18 protein-coding genes and 1 pseudogene are annotated in these 17,952 nt (G+C 44.8%); 15 read left to right on the top strand and 4 right to left on the bottom strand.

Annotated elements, in window-relative coordinates; translation table 11 throughout:
* Nucleotides 1–14: 14 nt before the first annotated feature.
* Nucleotides 15–236, bottom strand: a pseudogene (locus CEG13_RS09195) (formaldehyde dehydrogenase, glutathione-independent); the annotation flags it as partial.
* Between the two features lie 32 nt (nt 237–268).
* Nucleotides 269–1,030, bottom strand: coding sequence for an SDR family oxidoreductase (locus CEG13_RS09190; RefSeq protein ID WP_100011587.1), 762 nt, complete (start codon nt 1,028–1,030; stop codon nt 269–271).
* Nucleotides 1,031–1,222: 192 nt separating this feature from the next.
* On the opposite strand from CEG13_RS09190, the gene CEG13_RS09185 reads away from it, so the two are divergent.
* Both CEG13_RS09185 and CEG13_RS09180 read left to right on the top strand, forming a co-directional pair.
* Complete coding sequence (locus CEG13_RS09185) at nt 1,223–1,825, top strand: TetR/AcrR family transcriptional regulator (RefSeq protein WP_239984608.1); 603 nt, start codon at nt 1,223–1,225, stop codon at nt 1,823–1,825.
* Complete coding sequence (locus tag CEG13_RS09180) at nt 1,822–2,013, top strand: hypothetical protein (RefSeq protein WP_100011586.1); 192 nt, start codon at nt 1,822–1,824, stop codon at nt 2,011–2,013. The genes CEG13_RS09185 and CEG13_RS09180 overlap by 4 nt, the downstream gene beginning before the upstream one ends.
* On the opposite strand, the gene CEG13_RS09175 is transcribed toward CEG13_RS09180, so the two are convergent.
* Nucleotides 1,995–3,281, bottom strand: a complete 1,287-nt coding sequence (locus tag CEG13_RS09175) for a serine hydrolase (RefSeq protein WP_100011585.1) — start codon at nt 3,279–3,281, stop codon at nt 1,995–1,997. The genes CEG13_RS09180 and CEG13_RS09175 overlap by 19 nt on opposite strands.
* Nucleotides 3,282–3,626: 345 nt before the next feature.
* Between CEG13_RS09175 and CEG13_RS09170 the strand changes: the two genes are divergently transcribed.
* The 7 genes from CEG13_RS09170 (at nt 3,627) to CEG13_RS09140 (ending at nt 11,242) form a co-directional block, all read left to right on the top strand.
* Nucleotides 3,627–4,616 (top strand): LacI family DNA-binding transcriptional regulator, encoded by a 990-nt coding sequence (locus CEG13_RS09170; RefSeq protein ID WP_100011584.1) that lies wholly within the window; start codon nt 3,627–3,629, stop codon nt 4,614–4,616.
* Between the two features lie 20 nt (nt 4,617–4,636).
* Nucleotides 4,637–5,662, top strand: coding sequence for a Gfo/Idh/MocA family protein (locus CEG13_RS09165; protein WP_100011583.1), 1,026 nt, complete (start codon nt 4,637–4,639; stop codon nt 5,660–5,662).
* Between the two features lie 33 nt (nt 5,663–5,695).
* Nucleotides 5,696–6,502, top strand: coding sequence for a sugar phosphate isomerase/epimerase family protein (locus tag CEG13_RS09160; protein ID WP_100011582.1), 807 nt, complete (start codon nt 5,696–5,698; stop codon nt 6,500–6,502).
* A 13-nt stretch (nt 6,503–6,515) separates the two neighbouring features.
* Complete coding sequence (locus tag CEG13_RS09155; protein ID WP_100011581.1) at nt 6,516–7,505, top strand: Gfo/Idh/MocA family protein; 990 nt, start codon at nt 6,516–6,518, stop codon at nt 7,503–7,505.
* A 110-nt stretch (nt 7,506–7,615) separates the two neighbouring features.
* Entirely contained in the window at nt 7,616–8,611 is a 996-nt protein-coding gene (locus CEG13_RS09150) for an ABC transporter substrate-binding protein (protein WP_239984607.1), read from the top strand.
* Nucleotides 8,612–8,690: 79 nt separating this feature from the next.
* Nucleotides 8,691–10,196: a sugar ABC transporter ATP-binding protein gene (locus tag CEG13_RS09145; RefSeq protein ID WP_100011579.1), complete on the top strand. Its 1,506-nt coding sequence runs from the start codon at nt 8,691–8,693 to the stop codon at nt 10,194–10,196.
* A 2-nt stretch (nt 10,197–10,198) separates the two neighbouring features.
* The gene (locus tag CEG13_RS09140; protein ID WP_100011578.1) at nt 10,199–11,242 is read left to right on the top strand and encodes an ABC transporter permease; all 1,044 of its coding nucleotides are present in this window, start codon (nt 10,199–10,201) and stop codon (nt 11,240–11,242) included.
* Between the two features lie 126 nt (nt 11,243–11,368).
* Here CEG13_RS09140 and CEG13_RS18900 read toward each other — a convergent pair whose 3' ends face one another.
* Nucleotides 11,369–11,515, bottom strand: coding sequence for a hypothetical protein (locus tag CEG13_RS18900; RefSeq protein WP_192869535.1), 147 nt, complete (start codon nt 11,513–11,515; stop codon nt 11,369–11,371).
* 218 nt (nt 11,516–11,733) lie between these two features.
* On the opposite strand from CEG13_RS18900, the gene CEG13_RS09135 reads away from it, so the two are divergent.
* From CEG13_RS09135 to CEG13_RS09110, 6 genes are all read left to right on the top strand, one after another.
* Entirely contained in the window at nt 11,734–13,662 is a 1,929-nt protein-coding gene (locus tag CEG13_RS09135) for a BglG family transcription antiterminator (RefSeq protein ID WP_100011577.1), read from the top strand.
* Between the two features lie 204 nt (nt 13,663–13,866).
* Nucleotides 13,867–15,204, top strand: coding sequence for a 6-phospho-beta-glucosidase (locus CEG13_RS09130; RefSeq protein WP_100011576.1), 1,338 nt, complete (start codon nt 13,867–13,869; stop codon nt 15,202–15,204).
* Nucleotides 15,205–15,519, top strand: coding sequence for a PTS sugar transporter subunit IIB (locus CEG13_RS09125; protein WP_100011575.1), 315 nt, complete (start codon nt 15,205–15,207; stop codon nt 15,517–15,519).
* Nucleotides 15,520–16,815, top strand: coding sequence for a PTS cellobiose transporter subunit IIC (celB, locus tag CEG13_RS09120; protein ID WP_100011574.1), 1,296 nt, complete (start codon nt 15,520–15,522; stop codon nt 16,813–16,815).
* Nucleotides 16,812–17,567, top strand: a complete 756-nt coding sequence (locus tag CEG13_RS09115; protein WP_100011573.1) for a ChbG/HpnK family deacetylase — start codon at nt 16,812–16,814, stop codon at nt 17,565–17,567. The genes celB and CEG13_RS09115 overlap by 4 nt, the downstream gene beginning before the upstream one ends.
* Nucleotides 17,557–17,931: a PTS lactose/cellobiose transporter subunit IIA gene (locus CEG13_RS09110; protein WP_100011572.1), complete on the top strand. Its 375-nt coding sequence runs from the start codon at nt 17,557–17,559 to the stop codon at nt 17,929–17,931. The genes CEG13_RS09115 and CEG13_RS09110 overlap by 11 nt, the downstream gene beginning before the upstream one ends.
* The last annotated feature ends 21 nt before the right edge of the window (nt 17,932–17,952 follow it).

Here is a 17,952-nt window from a genome sequence, read left to right as displayed (position 1 = left end):
TGAATCTGTACTCCCTAGCTTCTCACCAAACCATGCGGATCAATGACAAACTTTTTCGAGGCTCCTCCGTCAAATTGCTTATAGCCTTCCGTAGCCTCGTCCAGTGAAATAAGTGTGGCATTCACCGCTTTGGCAATTTGCGCTTTACCGCTTAGGATGGACTTCATTAAATCACGATGGTATCTCATGACTGGTGTCTGCCCCGTCACAAACGTGTGCGTCTTGGCAAAGCCCAAGCTCTCAAGGGCAGCCCTGATAATCATTCTATTTAAAACGCAGCAGTCCAACCGCCATCTGCAGTCACAACCGTACCATTGATAAAGCTTGATTCATCCGACGCCAGGAATAAAGCAAGCTGGGCGATTTCCTCCGGCTTGCCTGTTCGCGGCATGACCTGTTGTGCGGCTTTCGTGCGGCTCATTCCGAATTCACTCACATTCTTCATTGATGAGCCGATGTTTGTCTCTACGCCGCCTGGAGCGATAGCATTGCAGCGAATTCCCTTCTCTGCATACATATACCCGGTGTTTTTCGTGAGCCCAACCACCGCATGTTTGGTGGCGCCATATGTAGCGCCAGCGTGAGCTCCGTTCAATCCGCCGGTGGAAGCTGTATTGACGATGACTCCTTTACCTTTTTCCAGAAAAATCGGCATGGCTTTGCGCATCGCTCGCATCACGCCCTTGGTATTCACATCGAAAAGTAAATCCCATGACTCATCGGAAATTTCTCCGACTGGCTCAAATCCGTCCATAATTCCGGCATTATTGACGAGGATGTCGAGTGTTCCATATTCACTGACAGTTGTTTCAATCATATTATCAATGTCTTCCTGCTTGGCCACATTGACCTGAACCGCTTTTGCTTCCTGTCCATTCTGGCTGATTTCTTTTGCAGCAGCTTCGGCGCCTTCCATGTTCAAGTCAGCGATAATCACTTTTGCACCTTCTTTAGCATATAGTTCCGCGATTGCTTTTCCCATCCCGGATGCCGCTCCGGTTACAACCGCTACTTTGTCTCTTAGCTTCATAAAAACTGCCTCCTCTATTTGTTTGCGCTTTCACTAGGAAGATATCCAACAGATGTTGAGTATCCAACATCTATAGTATAATAATAGTTATGTGAAGGGGCAACCAACAAAAGCCGTCCATATGCTGGATAAGAGACAATCAGCGTCTGGTTTGTCTCTTATCCAAAAAATAATTAACATAGGATGATTTAGTTGATTAATAACAAAGAGATTGATAAAAGAATCAAAAGAACAAAGAAGGCATTCCAGGAAGCGCTCTTGTCTTTAATGCAAGAGAAGGACTTTAAAGCCATTACGATTACTAGTATTGTGCAACTTGCTGATTATAACCGAGGAACGTTTTACAAGCATTATCGATATAAAGAAGATCTGCTCCATGAAATCATAGAAGACGTGATTTCTGATTTAATTGTATCCTATAGGGAGCCGTACAAAGAGATGGAGACATTAAAGGTCAGCAGTTTGACCTCTTCAGCGGTAAAAATTTTTCAACATGTAAGAGAACATGCGGATTTCTACTCATTAATCATCCGCTCCAATGCACTTCCGGGATTTTACAAGCGTATTTCAAATGAATTAAAAAAGCTTTCACTCCAAGAACTGACATATGTCAAATCAGAACTAAACATAGACCCCGACCTGCATGCCAGTTACCAGTCTTATGCCATTTTGGGGATGATTGTGGAATGGGTGGAAAATAGCTTTAAGTTTTCGCCGGAATATATGGCTGAGCAATTACTGGAAATCTTGCATTTTACACCAGCAGAGGGAGAATACAGGACGACCGGGAGATGAGGCTTCTTTCAGTACTTGCTATGCTGTCATTAGAAAACTTGGCTTTTCGCCAAGCCTTTACGGCGAAAGCCTTAGTTGCACTTATGCAGGGTAAGAAAGTTTTATTTTTTCTTACCTGCCAAATTAAAGGTGCGCTGGATGTCGCCATCCAAGCGCACTTCACTATGTTCTATTCTCCTATCGCCTGATAAACCGCCGTCGCAACATCCTGTGACAACTGCCCTGTACTCGGATAAGCGCCGCTTTCCAATGGGCCATTGTTTTGCTTATTGGTAAGCACAATGATTTGCAAATTATGGACCGGGTCAAAAATCACCTGGGTGCCGGTAAATCCGGTGTGGCCATAAGCCTTGCCAGAATGCTCATTGCCCATATACCAGGACTGGTTAAGTTCCCAGCCATATCCTTGCCCGAACCGCTGCTGGGAAGTGAATGTTTCTACAGTTTCCTCATCATACAGCGTAGCTTTTCCGTATGTGCCTCCATTCAACATAGTCTGCCCCAGCACGGCCAGATCGCGGGCGTTGGAAAACAGGCCGGCATGCCCGGCAATTCCATTGTTCGCATAATAGCTGTTCCCGTCATTCACCTCCCCGTTCAAGGTATAATTCCTCCAGTATGGAAAATCCTCGACATCCTCTTCCACATAGTAGCCGAAATTCGGATCATCGACCATTTTGTATTCATAGGCATTTCCAAACGATGTAGAAGCAATCCGTTTATTAGTCTTTTCCGCTGCGTTAAACATGGTGTCTTTCATTTTGAGCGGTCCATAAATATTTTCCTGCAAATAAACATCCAGCCGCTGCCCGCTGACTTCCTCTATTAGATAGCCAAGCATCATGAAACTGAAATCACTGTAGCGCCGGTCGGTGCCGGTTTCATATTCGAGTGACATGTCACTGATATAATCAAGCACCTCGCTGGAGTTATCTGCATGGAAATACGTGGGCGCCCATGGGGTTAACCCGGATGTATGGGTTAACAGATCGGCAACTGTCACATGATCCTTGCCATTTTTGCCGAATTCCGGAATGTGCTCCGCTACCCTGTCCTCTACGGAGAGTTTCCCCTCACTGACTAGCTTCATGATCCCCTGCGTGGTTGCCATGACTTTGGTAACAGAAGCCAAATCAAATATCGTTTTCTTGGTCATTTTCTTCGGATTCTGAAGCAATTCGCCCATATCGTATTTGGTGGCATAACCATATGCGTCTTCCTTCACGATACGATTGTCTTTTGCGACTAATACGACAGCACCTGGTGTGATCCCATTGTCTATCGCATCCTCAACGATTGCATCGATTTCGTTTAGCTTATCTTTATCCAGGCCGACCTGCTGCGGGCTTCCGTGGCGCAGCTTGTTGTTCGCTTTAGCGGTTACTGTGCTGGCTGATGAGACAGTGGTGGCGATCAGAGTGAAAAGCAAAAGCAGTAAGAGCGTTTTTCTCAGCATGAAGGTTTCTCCCCCTTTTGTTAGTGTTTTTGGAATATTAGTTTGGATTATAGCATAGGGAGCAGCGGGAGGCATGATTAGATAGAATCAATTTAAAGCGCTTTCATAACCTTTTATAGGCAATAAGAAGGAGGCTTCCTGCGGGGTCTTCAAACCATATTCCCGCGGAAAGCGAAGGGTATTTCCTGAGCAACAGATCAGATTCGACAAAATTCGGGAAGTGACAGGCACCGTTGGAAATACAGAAAAAACTTTCAAAAAACATATTGACAAAAATTTAGAAAAGAATTATAATCTGATATGTAAACGATTACATATCAGACAATTTTTGAAAGTAGGAAGACAATGGCGAATATACAGGAAGTAGCGCGCAAGGCAGGTGTTTCCAGTGCAACGGTATCGAGGGTGCTGAATAATACGACTGTGGTTTCATCAAGGACGAAGATGAAAGTGGAAAAGGCGATCAAGGAGCTGCAATATGAACCGAGCATGCTGGGCAGAAATCTCCGGAAATCTGAAAGCCGACTGTTGCTTGTATTGATTCATTCATTTTCGAATCCTTTTTTCAGCAAGATTATTAATGGTATTGAAGACCATTCCATTGCGAATAATTACAACATCCTGCTTTGTGAATCGGATTCCGATCCACAGCGGGAAAACATTTTCTTGAATATGGTCAGAAACAAATTAGCTGATGGAGTGATCTCCATGAACCCTGCCGTTGATATGGAAATGATGCTGGATTTAGCTGAAAAGCATTCGATTATTTTTTGCAGTGAGTATTACGAAAATGATGCCATACCGTATGTAACGATTGATAATGAAGCGGCGGCATATAAGGCGGTAAAGCATTTAATCAAGCTGGGGAACGAAAAAATTGCTTTTATTTCTTATGAAGAGTCCTTTGTCTATGCAAAGCAGAGAAGAAACGGATACGAAAGAGCCTTGAGGGAATTCGGCCTGCCCATGCGCGAGGAATGGATATATAACGCAGGGGGTTTGGATTTCCAGGACGGGGTTCAGGCTGTGAGGAAATTTCTCCAATGTGATGAGCGGCCTACTGCGGTTTTTGCGGTCTCCGATACGCTGGCAATCGGGGCATTAAAAGAAGTCAATGTAAGAGGAATCAAAATCCCGGACGAGATGGCGGTGGTTGGCTTTGACAATATTAACTTTTCCAATATGACCAATCCGACGCTCTCAACTGTATCACAGCCAATGTATGACATGGGGTATAAGGCAGCAAGCATGCTGATCGACAGTATTCAGGGCAAAGCGGTCGACAGTGTCATCATGGACCATGAACTGATCATTCGGGAATCAACCTTAAGCTAAAGACAAGGGAGGGATGAAACTTGAAAATAAATGTAGGGATCATTGGATGTGGTTCCATCACACGATTCCGGCATGCTCCGGAATATTTGGCAAATCCCCACGTGGGGAGGATTGTATTTTATGACCGGAACAGGCACCGTGCGGAGGCGCTCGCGAAGGAGTTTGGCGGGGAAGTGGTGGGTTCCATTGACGCATTACTCAATGATCCGTCGATTGACGCAATCAGTGACTGTTCATCCAATGAAACGCACCATATTCATTCGGCAGATGCCCTCTTAAGCGGCAAGCATGTCTTATGTGAAAAACCAATCGCTAACTCTGTGGAACATGCCGAAAAAATACTGGTGGCCCAGCGGCAATCAGGGAAAAAATTAATGATTGACCATAACCAGCGTTTTATGAAAGCCCATCAGAAAGCAAAGGAATTGATCGACAGCGGGGAACTGGGTAATGTACTTACATTTAAAACAACATTCGGGCATGAAGGACCGGAAAGCTGGGGAGCGACAAGATCCAATGCTACGTGGTTTTTTAAAAAAGAACGCTCGCACTCCGGTGTGGCAGGTGATCTGGGCATCCATAAAATTGATCTGATCCATTATCTGCTCGATGATGAAATTGAGGAGGTGCACAGTTTTCATGGAGCACTTGACAAGGTCGATGAGCAGGGGAAACCGATTGAAGTCAGCGACAATGTTGTTGCTGCGTTGAAAACAAGCAAGGGCCGCCTGGGAACAGCATCCTTTTCCTGGACCTATTACGGGGAAGAGGATAATTCAACAACGCTCTATTGCCAAGAAGGGATTATCAAAATATATCATCACCCGAACGATCAACTGATTGTTGAAAAGAAAGATGGCGGTATGATCCGGTATGAATTGGAGCCAATTCAAACGAACGATAATCAGACCCATACTGGTGTTATTGATGCATTTATTGATTCGATTATTAATGATACGGAACCGCTTGTGACGGGAGAGAATGCCATTCGTTCCTTGAAGGTGATCGAGAAGATGCTAGGTATGTCAGCTAATGCTCAGATGTAATGGATTACAGTCAAAAGATAAGGAGGAGATAGCATGATACATCAGCTCGCGATTAATTCCAATACGTATTACGGCTATTCATTGGAAGATGCAGTGAAAGGCGCGAGTGAGGCAGGATTTAAGCAGATTGAGATTGGTGCAGTAAGGGATCGCACACTTCATGTGTCGCCTGACATGTCACGGAAGCAACTGGATGAGGTAAAGGCACTGCTCGCTACCCATGACATGCAATGTATTGGAATCAGTGCCCACAGCAATGTGATGACAGAAGAAGGCATTGCGAATTTATTGGCCAGTATCGACCTGACCGTTGAGTTTAACTGCAACTACATTGTGACTGCAACTGGCGCTTCTCATGGCGATACAGATGTCATTGATGATGTGGCTGTGCTTTCTGAGAAATTAGCGCCTGTCATCGAAAAATGCGAGCGTTTGAACAAGGTGTTAGTCATCGAAACACATGGAAACAACTTTGCTACAGGTGCAGCAGTTAAAAAGCTGGCGCAAGCTTTAAATGAGCGCGTCAAAGTCACCTATGATACAGGGAACGTGATTTTATACGGTGGCAGGCAGCCATATGATGACTTGGAATCGTCCGTGGATGAGGTAAAGTTTATTCATTTAAAGGATAAGCTCGGGGCAGATAATGAATGGAATTTCCCTGCAATTGGTGATGGAGATGTAGATTTTAACAGGATATTTACGATACTCCGAGAAGCAAGCTATCAGGAGCCTATCAGTGTGGAGATTGAATTCACGCCAGCAGGCCCAAGCAATCTTGAAGAAGTAAACGATTCGGTCAAACGATCCTATGAGTACCTGTCAAAACTATTAACCTAGGGAGGCGGTGAATATGAAATCTATTGGTCTGGCAGGCCTCGGGTTTATTGGTAAGGCGCACTTCCATGCATATCAAAAAATGAACCATTGCCGTGTTGATGCCATTTACACAAGAAGTGAAGTAACGGATGATGCGGTGCGCGAACAGTTTCAAGGCACCTTTTTCTCTGATTATGATGAGATGCTAAACAGCCCAGACCTGGACATCATTGATATATGTGTCCCTACATACTTGCATGAAGAGTATATCATCAAGGCAGCAAACGCCGGGAAGCATATTATTTGCGAAAAGCCGTTAACGTTAACAGAGGCTTCGGCAAACCGAATCGTGGATGCCGTAAAGGAAAATGAGGTGGAATTATTCGTTGGCCATACACTCCGTTTTTGGCCAGAATATGCCGCTATTAAATCGTACAGTCAGTCGCATCCATTCGAATTGGTGCATGCCAGACGATTAGGGCAATTTCCATCATGGAGCAGCTGGTTCAAGGAGCCCGATAAAAGCGGTGGAGCGCTGTTTGACCTGCATATCCATGATATTGATTTTGTCTATTATCTATTAGGTGAGGTTGAATCCGTCTATGCCGTTGGTAGCCGGAATGAGCATGGGGCATGGAGTCATATAATGACAACGCTTGTTTTTAAAAATAAGACGAAGACATTCGTGGAAGCTTCCCATCAAATGCCGGATGGCTATCCGTTTACGATGAACATGAGGGTGCAGTCAAAGGAAGAGACGCTGGAATATTTTCAGGCGGCAGGGGAAAACATCGAGGCAGCCAACGAGGAAAGCGGTCAGCTGATTTTGTATAAGGCCTATGAAAAGATTCTCATAGATACAGAGACTGCGGATCCCTTTTATAAAGAACTGTCCTACTTTGTAAACTGTATAGAGAACAACACAGAAAATGAGCTGGTTCCTTTAGATGATGTCCGCTATGTACTGAAACTGCTTCATGCTATTAAGACGTCCTTGGAGAATGGGAAGCTGGTCTATATGTAAGGGTATTTGAAAGCGTTTTATTAATTAATGGGGGTGGTGCTGACCTGCATCAAATAAAGGGGTTACCCTGGTTAATTCCAGGAGCTTAAGCAAAAAAATTGGGAGGGTTAATGATGAAAAAGCGTTTATCAGTACTTGCTTTATTGATGTTTGCAATGGTTCTGTTCCTGGCTGCGTGCGGCGGTTCAGAGGAAGCTGGCGGAGAAACAGATGGCGGAAATGGCGACAGCGGATCAGAAGGCGGAGATAAATACAAGGTCGGAATTTTAGCACCAGAGGTCACGCACGGCTGGGTAGCTGCAGTTGCGTACCATGCAGAGAATCGTGCAGAGGAATTATCGGATGAAATTGAATATCAGGTGCAAACAAGTGCAGATGCTGGAGAAATGACTTCCCAGCTGGATGACCTCTTGACATGGGGAGCTGAAGCGATTGTTGCATTCCCGCAGTGGGAAGGAATGGAAGTGCCGATTCAACGGGCACTGGATGAAGGAGTAGAAGTAGTCAATTTTGACATTGCCATTGATACAGAGGGTGTCTATCGAGTAGCAGGTGATAATGAAGATATGGGTGTGCAGGGTGCCAACTATATCGTTGACAAGATCGGTACAGAAGGAAACGTTGTTATTATGGAGAACCCTTCCGCCGGTTCCGTATCGGAATTAAGAACAAAAGGGTTTGAAGAAACAATGGCAGAAATCGCTCCGGATATGAACTTGATGACCTACGCAACTGAATTTACCAGACAGGCGGGGTTAAGTGACTTTGCGGATATCCTGACAGCAAATGATCAGATCGATGCGGTTTTCTCCTTAGATGATGAAACGTCCGTCGGTGTATTGCAGGCGATTGAAGAAGCAGGCCGCTCCGATATTAAGGTTGTAACCGGTGGAGGCGGCATGCAGGAGTATTTCCAAATGATGCCGGAGAATGAGGATATCTGGATTCAGTCTGCCCTTTACAGCCCGGCAATGGTTGCGGATGCTGTAGATGTTGCACTGCAGGTTTTAAAGGGAGAAGAAGTACCGGAGGAAACCATCATTCCAACGACCGTTGTAGACCGGGAAAATTATGAGGAATTTCTGGATGAGAATTCCCCTTACTAGGATTTAATATGAGGAGAAAAGGGGGGCCTAGCTCGCTGATGGCCCCCTCTTTTCAACAATAATCTGGAGAGTTGATCGTATGAAAATTGAAATGACCAATATTAAAAAGTCATTTGGAAACAATGAGGTGCTCAAAAGTATATCCCTCACCATAAACGGCGGAGAAATCTATGCGCTGCTGGGCGAAAATGGGGCAGGGAAATCGACCTTAATGAATATTCTGGGTGGTATTCATCAGGCCGATGAGGGGGCCATCATGATTGATGGGGAGACCGCTCAGCTCCACAATCCAGTTCAATCCCAGGAAGCAGGAATCGCATTTATCCATCAGGAATTAAACCTTATCAATGATTTACCCGTTTATGAAAATATGTTTCTTGGCAGGGAACCAAAAACAAAAAGGGGTTCGCTGGATCTGGAGAAAATGCTCCATGAAACGGAAGAAATGTTTAAGAAAATGAATATACAACTGGATCCGAGAAAAATGGTTGGTGATTTGGATTCTTCGTATAAGCAAACGATTGAAATTTGCCGGGCGATGATGACGAATGCTTCGGTCATTATTATGGATGAGCCGACGACTTCTTTAACAGATTCAGAGATTGAGCGCGTATTTGAGATGATGAAAACACTAAAAAGCCACAATGTGGGACTTATTTTTATTTCTCATAAATTACAGGAAGTGAAGCGTATTTGCGATCGTTATGCTGTGCTTCGTGACGGTGTCCTGGTTTCAGAGGGAAGTGTCCCGGACGTGACCACGGATGACCTTGCCCGATTTATGGTTGGGCATGACGTGCGTACAGAGCCGCTGGCGAAGGAACGAAACTTGGGGAAAGAAGTCCTGCGTGTGGAGGAATTAACACATCACCCGTTTTTCAGGAATATTAACTTTTCCGTAAAACAGGGCGAAGTTGTCGGAGTTACAGGTCTGCTTGGGGACGGGCGGAGTGAGCTTTTTCAATCGATTTTTGGTGCGGATGACATTTCTTCAGGCAAAATATACATAGATGGAGAGGAAGTAAAAAATAACAGTACAATAAAGGCAATTAATAAAGGGATTGCCTATCTGCCCCGAAATCGTAAAGAAAACGCGATTATCCAGGATATGGATATTCTGGAGAACAGTTCGATTGCTACCTGGCCCAAATTTTCAAAAGCTGGAATTATAAACAATGAATGGCACCTTAAAAAGTTTGAAGATCTTAAGAAGACACTGCGAATCAAAATGCAAGATCCCACAGATAGTATTCTGAGCCTTTCAGGAGGTAATCAGCAAAAAGTGGTGCTGGCAAAATGGCTGGCAACCGACCCGAAAATACTGATACTGGATAACCCGACACAGGGAGTAGATGTAGGTGCCAAGGAGGATATTTATGATATTATCCTAAAACTTGCGGATGAAAATATTGCGGTGATTGTACTTTCAAGTGAGGCATCTGAAATTATCCGTGTGTGTGACCGGTCATTGGTTATGTATCAGGGAGTTATTCAGGGAGAGCTCATCGGAAAGGAAATGAGCGATCATTCGATTATGAATCTGGCAACAGGCGGCGAACTGGCAGAAGAAAGGAGTGAGAAGTAATTATGGGAAATGAAGGAACTGCAAAAAGAAGCTTTATCCAGTGGTATAAAAACAAGTGGCATAACGATCCTTTGTTCAGCATATTCGTCGCACTTATTGTTATGGTTATTCTGCAGACATTAGTCCTCGGATTTGACTATGATTCTTTTGACGGCTGGTTTGAATCCTGGACCAGTAACTGGATAAATATTTTAAGAAACAACGCTGGAATCGGGATCGTCGCATTGGGGATGACTTTCGTTATCATGACAGGCGGGATTGACCTGGCAGTTGGAGCAACCCTGGTAGCAACTGGTGCTTTTGCAATGATGCTGATTGATATTGGCGAAAGAGGTTTGTTAGGTTTAATGGGCGTTACAGGCGTTCCGGCAATAGCCTTGGCACTTGTACTTGTCCTGCTATTTGGATACTTGCTCGGGGCATTAATTGGGATCACGATTACCAAAGGCATGGTCCCCCCGTTTATCGCAACGCTGGGAGCCATGATGATATACAGAAGTGTGACACAGCAGACGATGCAAGGATACAATCCTCAAGTGCCAACAGAATTTTTACAGATTTCCGGTTTCCAAATAGGTGACCTCATGATCATGCCAATTATATATTGGCTAATCATTGCCGCCATTCTGTACTACGTATCAAAGCGAACCATCTTCGGCAGACAAATTATTGCTGTTGGCTCGAATGAGAGAGCAGCAAGACTTTCAGGAATTAATGTGGACAGGGTAAAATTGCATGTATACGCATTAATGGGTCTATTGGTTTCGATCGCTGCCATTATTCAGGTATCGCGCGTCGGAGCAATGGATGTTTCCGGTGCTGGCAGAGGAATGGAAATGGATGCCATTGCCGCAGCAGTTGTCGGGGGAACAAGTATGATGGGCGGCAGAGGTTTTATTCTTGGTACTGTCTATGGGATGTTGATTATTGGTGTTTTGAATAACCTCCTCAATCTGTTCGGAGCCCCGCCTTTATTAAGTGACGCGTTTAAAGGGTTTATCGTTATCGTCGCTATTTTATTGCAGCGTAAGGGTAAGATTACGTAATGGTTGTTTGGCAGCTCAATGATTGAAGAACAGCCAAGAACCCCATGATTACTGGGTTCTTGGCTGTTTCCTTTTGTCAAAAAGCTGTAGTGAGATACTTTTCCCGTCCGTGCGTTTCAGCGTTCCCTAAAACATCGGCAAAATGTAATTAATAAGAAACCATATAATGATGACGAGAATAATGATATAGGCGGCATATTTGATAAACGTTGCTGCTACCTTGCTTGGATCCGATCGTTTATCCTTCCGCTCAAATTCATCATGACGACCCATTGGTTTTACCTCCCAGTCGTAGTTAGGTTTGTGTGTTTATTTCCCGCTGATCGAATTTTTAAACTCTGTATCCGCATAGGTATGACAAACAAAAATCCAATTTAACAAAAGGACAAGCATCCCATTCAGCAAGCATCAAGTTCTATGCAAACTATTTCAACTTTTACAACAAGGTGTTATAGTAAAGGCAATGAAAAATTTATGAAAGGAGTTCCCCCATGCATACTCGCTGGCAGGAAATTGTGGAGCAGATGCTTTTATCTGATGAGCCGATGACGAGCTCTCAATTGGCCAAGGCATTGCAGGTCAGTTCCCGGACGGTGCGCAATGATATCAAGGAGATGAGGGAATTTTTGTTGGGAAAAGATATGCACATCCGCTCGCATCGTGGGAGAGGGTTTGAACTCGCAGACAAACAGCATCCTGCCTGGAGGGAGATTTTTCTGCATCCTGGGGTAATTCCAATCGAACGGGAGGAACGAGTGCAATATTTGATGGAGCGGCTTCTTTTGCAGTCTGATTACATAAAAATAGATACATTGGCCGATGAGCTGTTTGTCAGTCGTTTTACGCTCCAGAGTGACTTGAAGAAGGTACGGGAAATTCTGGAGGGTAATCAGCTGGTCGTGGATCACCGCCCGCATTACGGGATAAAGGTGCTTGGTGAAGAATCACAGATTCGCTTCTGTATATCCGAACATATTTTTAACCAGCAACAGGCTTTTCTGGAACACAGTGAGCAATGGAAGGAGTCTCTCCAGGAAACTGCTGTCGTAAAGGATATACTTCTCCGGCAGCTTCGCAAACACCGTATGCCAATCCCGGATATCAGTCTGCAAAATTTGATCACCCATATAATTATTGCCTGTCAGCGGCTAAGGGATGGGTATGCGTTGGGTGACATCCAAACGGAGCCTGAAGAAATGAAGGAAGATAAGGAATATTCGGTAGCGGCTGAGATTCTTAAAGAGATTGAAAGTGTAGTAGACGTCCGCTTTCCGGAGAAAGAAATCTGGTACCTGGCTATGCATCTTCAAGGAACCAAGCTGATGAATCCTGGCGGGAAGCAGGAAGGGTTACATCATTTAATAGATCATGAGATAAGAGAAGCTGTGCAAGAGATTGTTCGGCACATAGATCAGGTTTATGATCTGTCTCTGGCCCATGATAAAGAACTGCTTCTGGCGTTGTCACTGCATTTGAAGCCGGCGATTAATCGTTTTCGTCACAAAATGAATCTGCGAAATCCATTGTTGGAAGAAATTAAAGCAAAGTACCCTCTGTCTTTTGAAGCTGCCCTGACATCGATGGAAGTTATTGCAAGTAAGTGGCAGATTGAAGTGGACGAAAATGAGATCGGTTACATTGCTCTTCATTTGGAGGCTGCTCTGGAAAGAATGAAGAAAGGCTCTGCTGAGGTGAAGCGGTGTCTGATTGTTTGTGCTTCCGGTATGGGAAGTGCACAGCTTTTACTGCAAAAATTAAAAAGCAGGTTTGGTGATACTTTAAACATCGTTGGTACAACAGAATATTATAATCTGGAGCAGCACTCTCTTACCGATATTGATTTTCTCGTTAGCACGATCCCCATTCATGAAAAGATAGGAATTCCTGTGGTTTATGTGCGCACAATTTTGGGAGATAAAGATGTGGAAAACATAGAAGGCATACTGTCCAAACGTACGGATATCCTGAATCATTTTCTGCAAAAGCGGTATACCTTTTTGCAGCAGCATTTTGATACACCAAGGCAAGTAATTGAGTTTCTCGGCAGAAGTCTGATGGAGGATGGCAAAGTGACCGAAGACTATATTGCCTCCGTATTGGAACGTGAGAGCTATGCACCAACGAGTTTTGGCAATTTGACGGCGATTCCCCACCCGCTCGAGCCGACAGCGGAGTCATCCTGCTGGTCGATTGCTACACTGGAAAAACCCATCCACTGGGGTGATAAGCCTGTCCAGCTTGTAGTTCTGTTAAATGTCAGCAAGAATGATAAGGATGAAATGCAGCCCATGTTTGATATGCTGTCCAGGCTGCTGGATAATCAGCAACTAATACACACATTACTGGAGTGTACGAACTATCAGGAATTCAGAAGCACAATCACCCGGACTATTTTAGGGAGTGTTTCTTCTAAGCAATGATTGGAAAAAGAAGGCTCGCACCGAAATTTTTTTGGGGGAGCCTTCTTTTTAATTGCGTTTTACATACATTGAGCAGGCGGAAAATGAATTTCTGCTCCCCGGCTTTGTTGTTCTTTTTCCTTTGCCAAAGGAAAATCTTCTTCTGTTAATGAAGGCGCTTACATAATAGAATGATCTGTAGACATGCAAGAAAGGGGGGATAGTATGCAGCCGATTAAATTGACGGTTGTAGGAGGTGGTTCTTCCTATACACCAGAACTGCTGGAAGGAATTATTGCTAATCAAAAGCTGTTGAGCATTTCCGAAGTATGGCTGGTAGATATTCCGGAAGGGCAAGAGAAACTAGCGATTATGGAGCGTCTGGCAAAGCGGATGGTGCAAAAAGCGGGAAGCCCTATTACGATTCATGCAACCATGAATCGGCGTCAAGCGATTAAAGATGCAGATTACGTTATCACGCAAATTCGAGTAGGCGGGCTAAAGATGCGCCGGAATGATGAGTATATCTCCATCAAACATGGGGTCGTCGGGCAGGAAACCACTGGAGCTGGAGGTTTTATGAAAGCATTTCGCACGATTCCAGTCATCCTCGATATTTGCAGAGATATGGAAGAATTGGCGCCCAATGCCTGGCTTTTAAATTTTACCAACCCGGCAGGCATCATTACTGAAGCGGTATTAAAACACAGTAGCATCAAAGTCGTTGGGCTCTGCAATAATCCGATCAATTTTTATAAGAAATTTGCCCGCACATATGGTGTAGAGGGAGAAGACGTACGTATTAACTTTGTCGGGATTAATCACCTGATCTGGATAACAGATTTATTTATCAAGGGAGAGTCCAGGTTGGAGGATATTCTAACTGGCAAAGCCACGGGTTATGAGGCAGAAAATATCCCATCTTTCGGCTGGGATAATGAATTCCTGCGTTCACTAGGCGCGCTTCCATGTGGCTACCATAAATATTATTACCAGACTGACAGAATTCTAGGGCAGCAGCTGGAAGAATACAGGAAGCAGCGAACCAGGGCGGATGAAGTTAGAGAAGTAGAAAAAGAGTTATTTAAAATATATCAAAACCCGGAAGTCAAGGAAAAACCAAAAGCACTGGAAAAACGAGGAGGAGCTCACTACTCCGAGGCGGCGATTGAATTAATCAAGTCGATCCATACGGATGCTAAAGACTTGCATACGGTGAATGTCCGGAACAATGGGGCGATATCCTGCCTGCCGGATGATGTAAGTGTGGAAGTTAACTGCCTGGTCGAGAATCATCAAATCACACCCTTACAGCCAGGGAAGGTTCCGCCACAAATCAGGGGCTTGCTGCAAGTGGTCAAGGCGTATGAAGAATTGACGGTTGAGGCGGCAATTACAGGAGACAAAGGGATTGCCTTGCAAGCTCTGACACTGCATCCGCTTATTCCTTCAGCGGAAAAAGCAACAATTATCCTGGATGAGATGCTGCAGGTGAATAAGCCATATCTCCCTGCATTTAACGAAGATGACCTTTCCCGCACTACCAGAGAGGAGGTTTATTAGGTGAAGATTACATTATTGTGTGCGCTTGGCATGAGCACCAGTTTACTGGTCAAAAAAATGAATCAGGCAGCAAGCGCCAGAGGGCTGGATGTTGAAGTGGAGGCGTATGCCGTTGATTCGCTGGAAACACAACTCAAGACGGCTGACATCTTGCTGATTGGACCGCAAATCAGGTACAAGAAAAATGAAATATTTCCAAAGGCAGAGGCTGCGGGTGTTCCAATCGAGATTATAGACATGAAGGCATATGGCACGATTGACGGTGAGAAGGTCTTGGACCAGGCGCTGGAGTTAAAAAAGAGGGGGAACGATTAGATGAACGGATTAAATGCTTTTATGGAACGTTACTTTATGCCGGTTGCCGGAAAAATGGCGGAGCAGCGTCATTTAAAAGCGATACGTGATGGAATCATTGCAACGATGCCATTATTGATCATTGGAAGTATCTTTTTAATCATTTCTTCCCCGCCTTATGAGCCATGGGCCGAGTTTATGGCCCCTTATGCAGAAGCATTGAGTATTCCGGTTAATGCTACCTTTGGCCTGTTAGGGCTGGTGGCGGTGTTTTCCATAGCCTTTAGTTTGGCTAAAAGCTATGGAATGGATGAACTGTCTGCAGGTGTGCTCAGTTTGGCTGCTTTTTTTGTAGCAACACCGCTGACGGAAGAGGGAAACATTCCCTTGAATCTGATGGGCAGTCAAGGGTTGTTTATCGCTATTATTCTTGCCATTTTCACTGTGGAAGTCTATCGGTTTTTCGAAGTGCGGAATATTGTGATAAGGATGCCGGATGGGGTACCTCCCTCAGTGTGGCGAGCGTTCACCGCATTAATTCCCGGCGCTGTGATCATTTTCATTGTCTGGGGTGTTGATCTGTTCTTGCGCTCTTCATTCGATGTCTCCCTGCACGGAATTGTAAGTGAGGTGCTGCGGCAACCGTTGGAAGCGGCGGGTGCGAGTTTGTGGGGTGCACTGATTGCGATCCTGCTTATTCACTTGCTTTGGTCTTTTGGTATTCACGGGATTTCTGTGGTAGCTAGTGTTATGGCGCCTATCTGGTACAGTTTGACAGAGCAAAATGTGGCGGCACAGCAGGCGGGAGAAGAATTGCCATATATTATCGGTCAGCCGTTTATGGCGATCTGGTGGGCAGTCGGGGGATCAGGTATGGCGCTCTGTCTGACTATTCTTTTTGTCTGGCGGGCAAGGTCTAAACATCTGAAAAGTTTGGGCAGGGGTTCCATTTGGGCGAGCTTTTTCAATATCAGCGAGCCGGTAGTGTTCGGGGCGCCAATTGTGATGAATCCGCTATTGTTCTTTCCCTTTATCCTTGCTCCACTCGCAGTCGGAATTGTCACCTATTTTTCTATGTCGATTGGGCTGGTCGGCAAGCCATATGTCGTTGTGCCATGGACAACACCACCGCCGCTTTCCGGTATACTCACCACAGGGGACTGGCGCGGCGGAGTATTGATGATGTTTAATATTTTTATGGCGACCTGTATTTATTATCCGTTTTTCCGTCTGTATGATAAAAAACTTTTAGCGGAAGAAAAAACCGATAATGCAGCAGCGGCAACCAAGGAAGCAAAGGATGAATTACAGGCATGAGCACGTCCAAACAATTGATTATTAATGCAGATGATTTCGGGCTTACACCAGGAGTCACAGCAGGGATTCTTTACGCTCACCAGCGTGGCATTCTAACGAGCACTACTGCTATGGTGAATACACCATTCGCAAAAGCGAGTTTAGGGGAAGCCCGGAGCTTCCCCGATCTGGGTATTGGCTTGCATTTTGTTCTGGATGCAGGCAGGCCTATCTCTTCCAATCCAAAGAGCCTGATAGGTCTAAATGGGTGTTTTCTTAAGGGGAAGGAATTAATGGTTTCTGCGGAAAAACAGGATATCAAGGAAGAACTTCTTGCCCAGCTGGAGCTGCTTTATGAATGGAATGGGACGGTGACGCATATAGACAGTCATCACCATATGCATCTGCATATACCGGCAGCAACAGAAGCTGTACTTGAAGTTGCCGAGTGTTTTAAACTGCCGGTCCGTTCGTTTTCGGATACTGATTTTCCCGGCGACACAGTGACCTGTGATCATTTTCACTATAGCTTTTACGGGGAAGAACACGTTTCCGCTGATCATTTAACAGGGATTTTTGCCAATATTGCAAGTGGATTAACTGAAGTGATGTGTCACCCTGCATTTATGGATTCCTGGCTTGGCGAAATAAGCAGCTATAATTCTCCCAGAATGCAAGAATTAGAGATACTTGTAAACAGCAAAGTAAAGAACAGCATACGGGATAACTCCTTGGAGTTGGTCCATTACGGAGGGGTAGCAAATGAACGTTGAGCAATATTCGATGAAACTCATCCTGCATGCAGGAAATGCGAAAAATTATATGTATGAGGCATTAGAGCATGCGAGAGAGGCATCCTTCGATCAAGTAGAAGGAAAAATGAAGCTGGCGGACAGTGAGTTGCTCCAGGCACATCAAATTCAGACCTCGTTTATCCAGGAAGATGCAAGAGAACAAATCGGCAGCTACCCGGTTATCCTTGTGCATGCTCAGGATCATCTAATGACTGTAATGACAGAGAAAAACCTGATTGGTGAGTTGATTATGATGTATGAGAAACAGCATGAGATCGAGCGAAAACTCGATGGAGTGGTGGAGAAGGTGGTGGAGATTCAAAAGGCAGAAAAAATAAATTAGATATATGATGAAACGCTCAGC

This window comes from Lentibacillus sediminis (assembly GCF_002763455.1).
Taxonomy (GTDB): domain Bacteria; phylum Bacillota; class Bacilli; order Bacillales; family Amphibacillaceae; genus Lentibacillus_D; species Lentibacillus_D sediminis_A.
The sequence above is the reverse complement of the archived record's forward strand: the minus strand, read 5'-3'. Positions and strand labels throughout refer to the sequence as shown.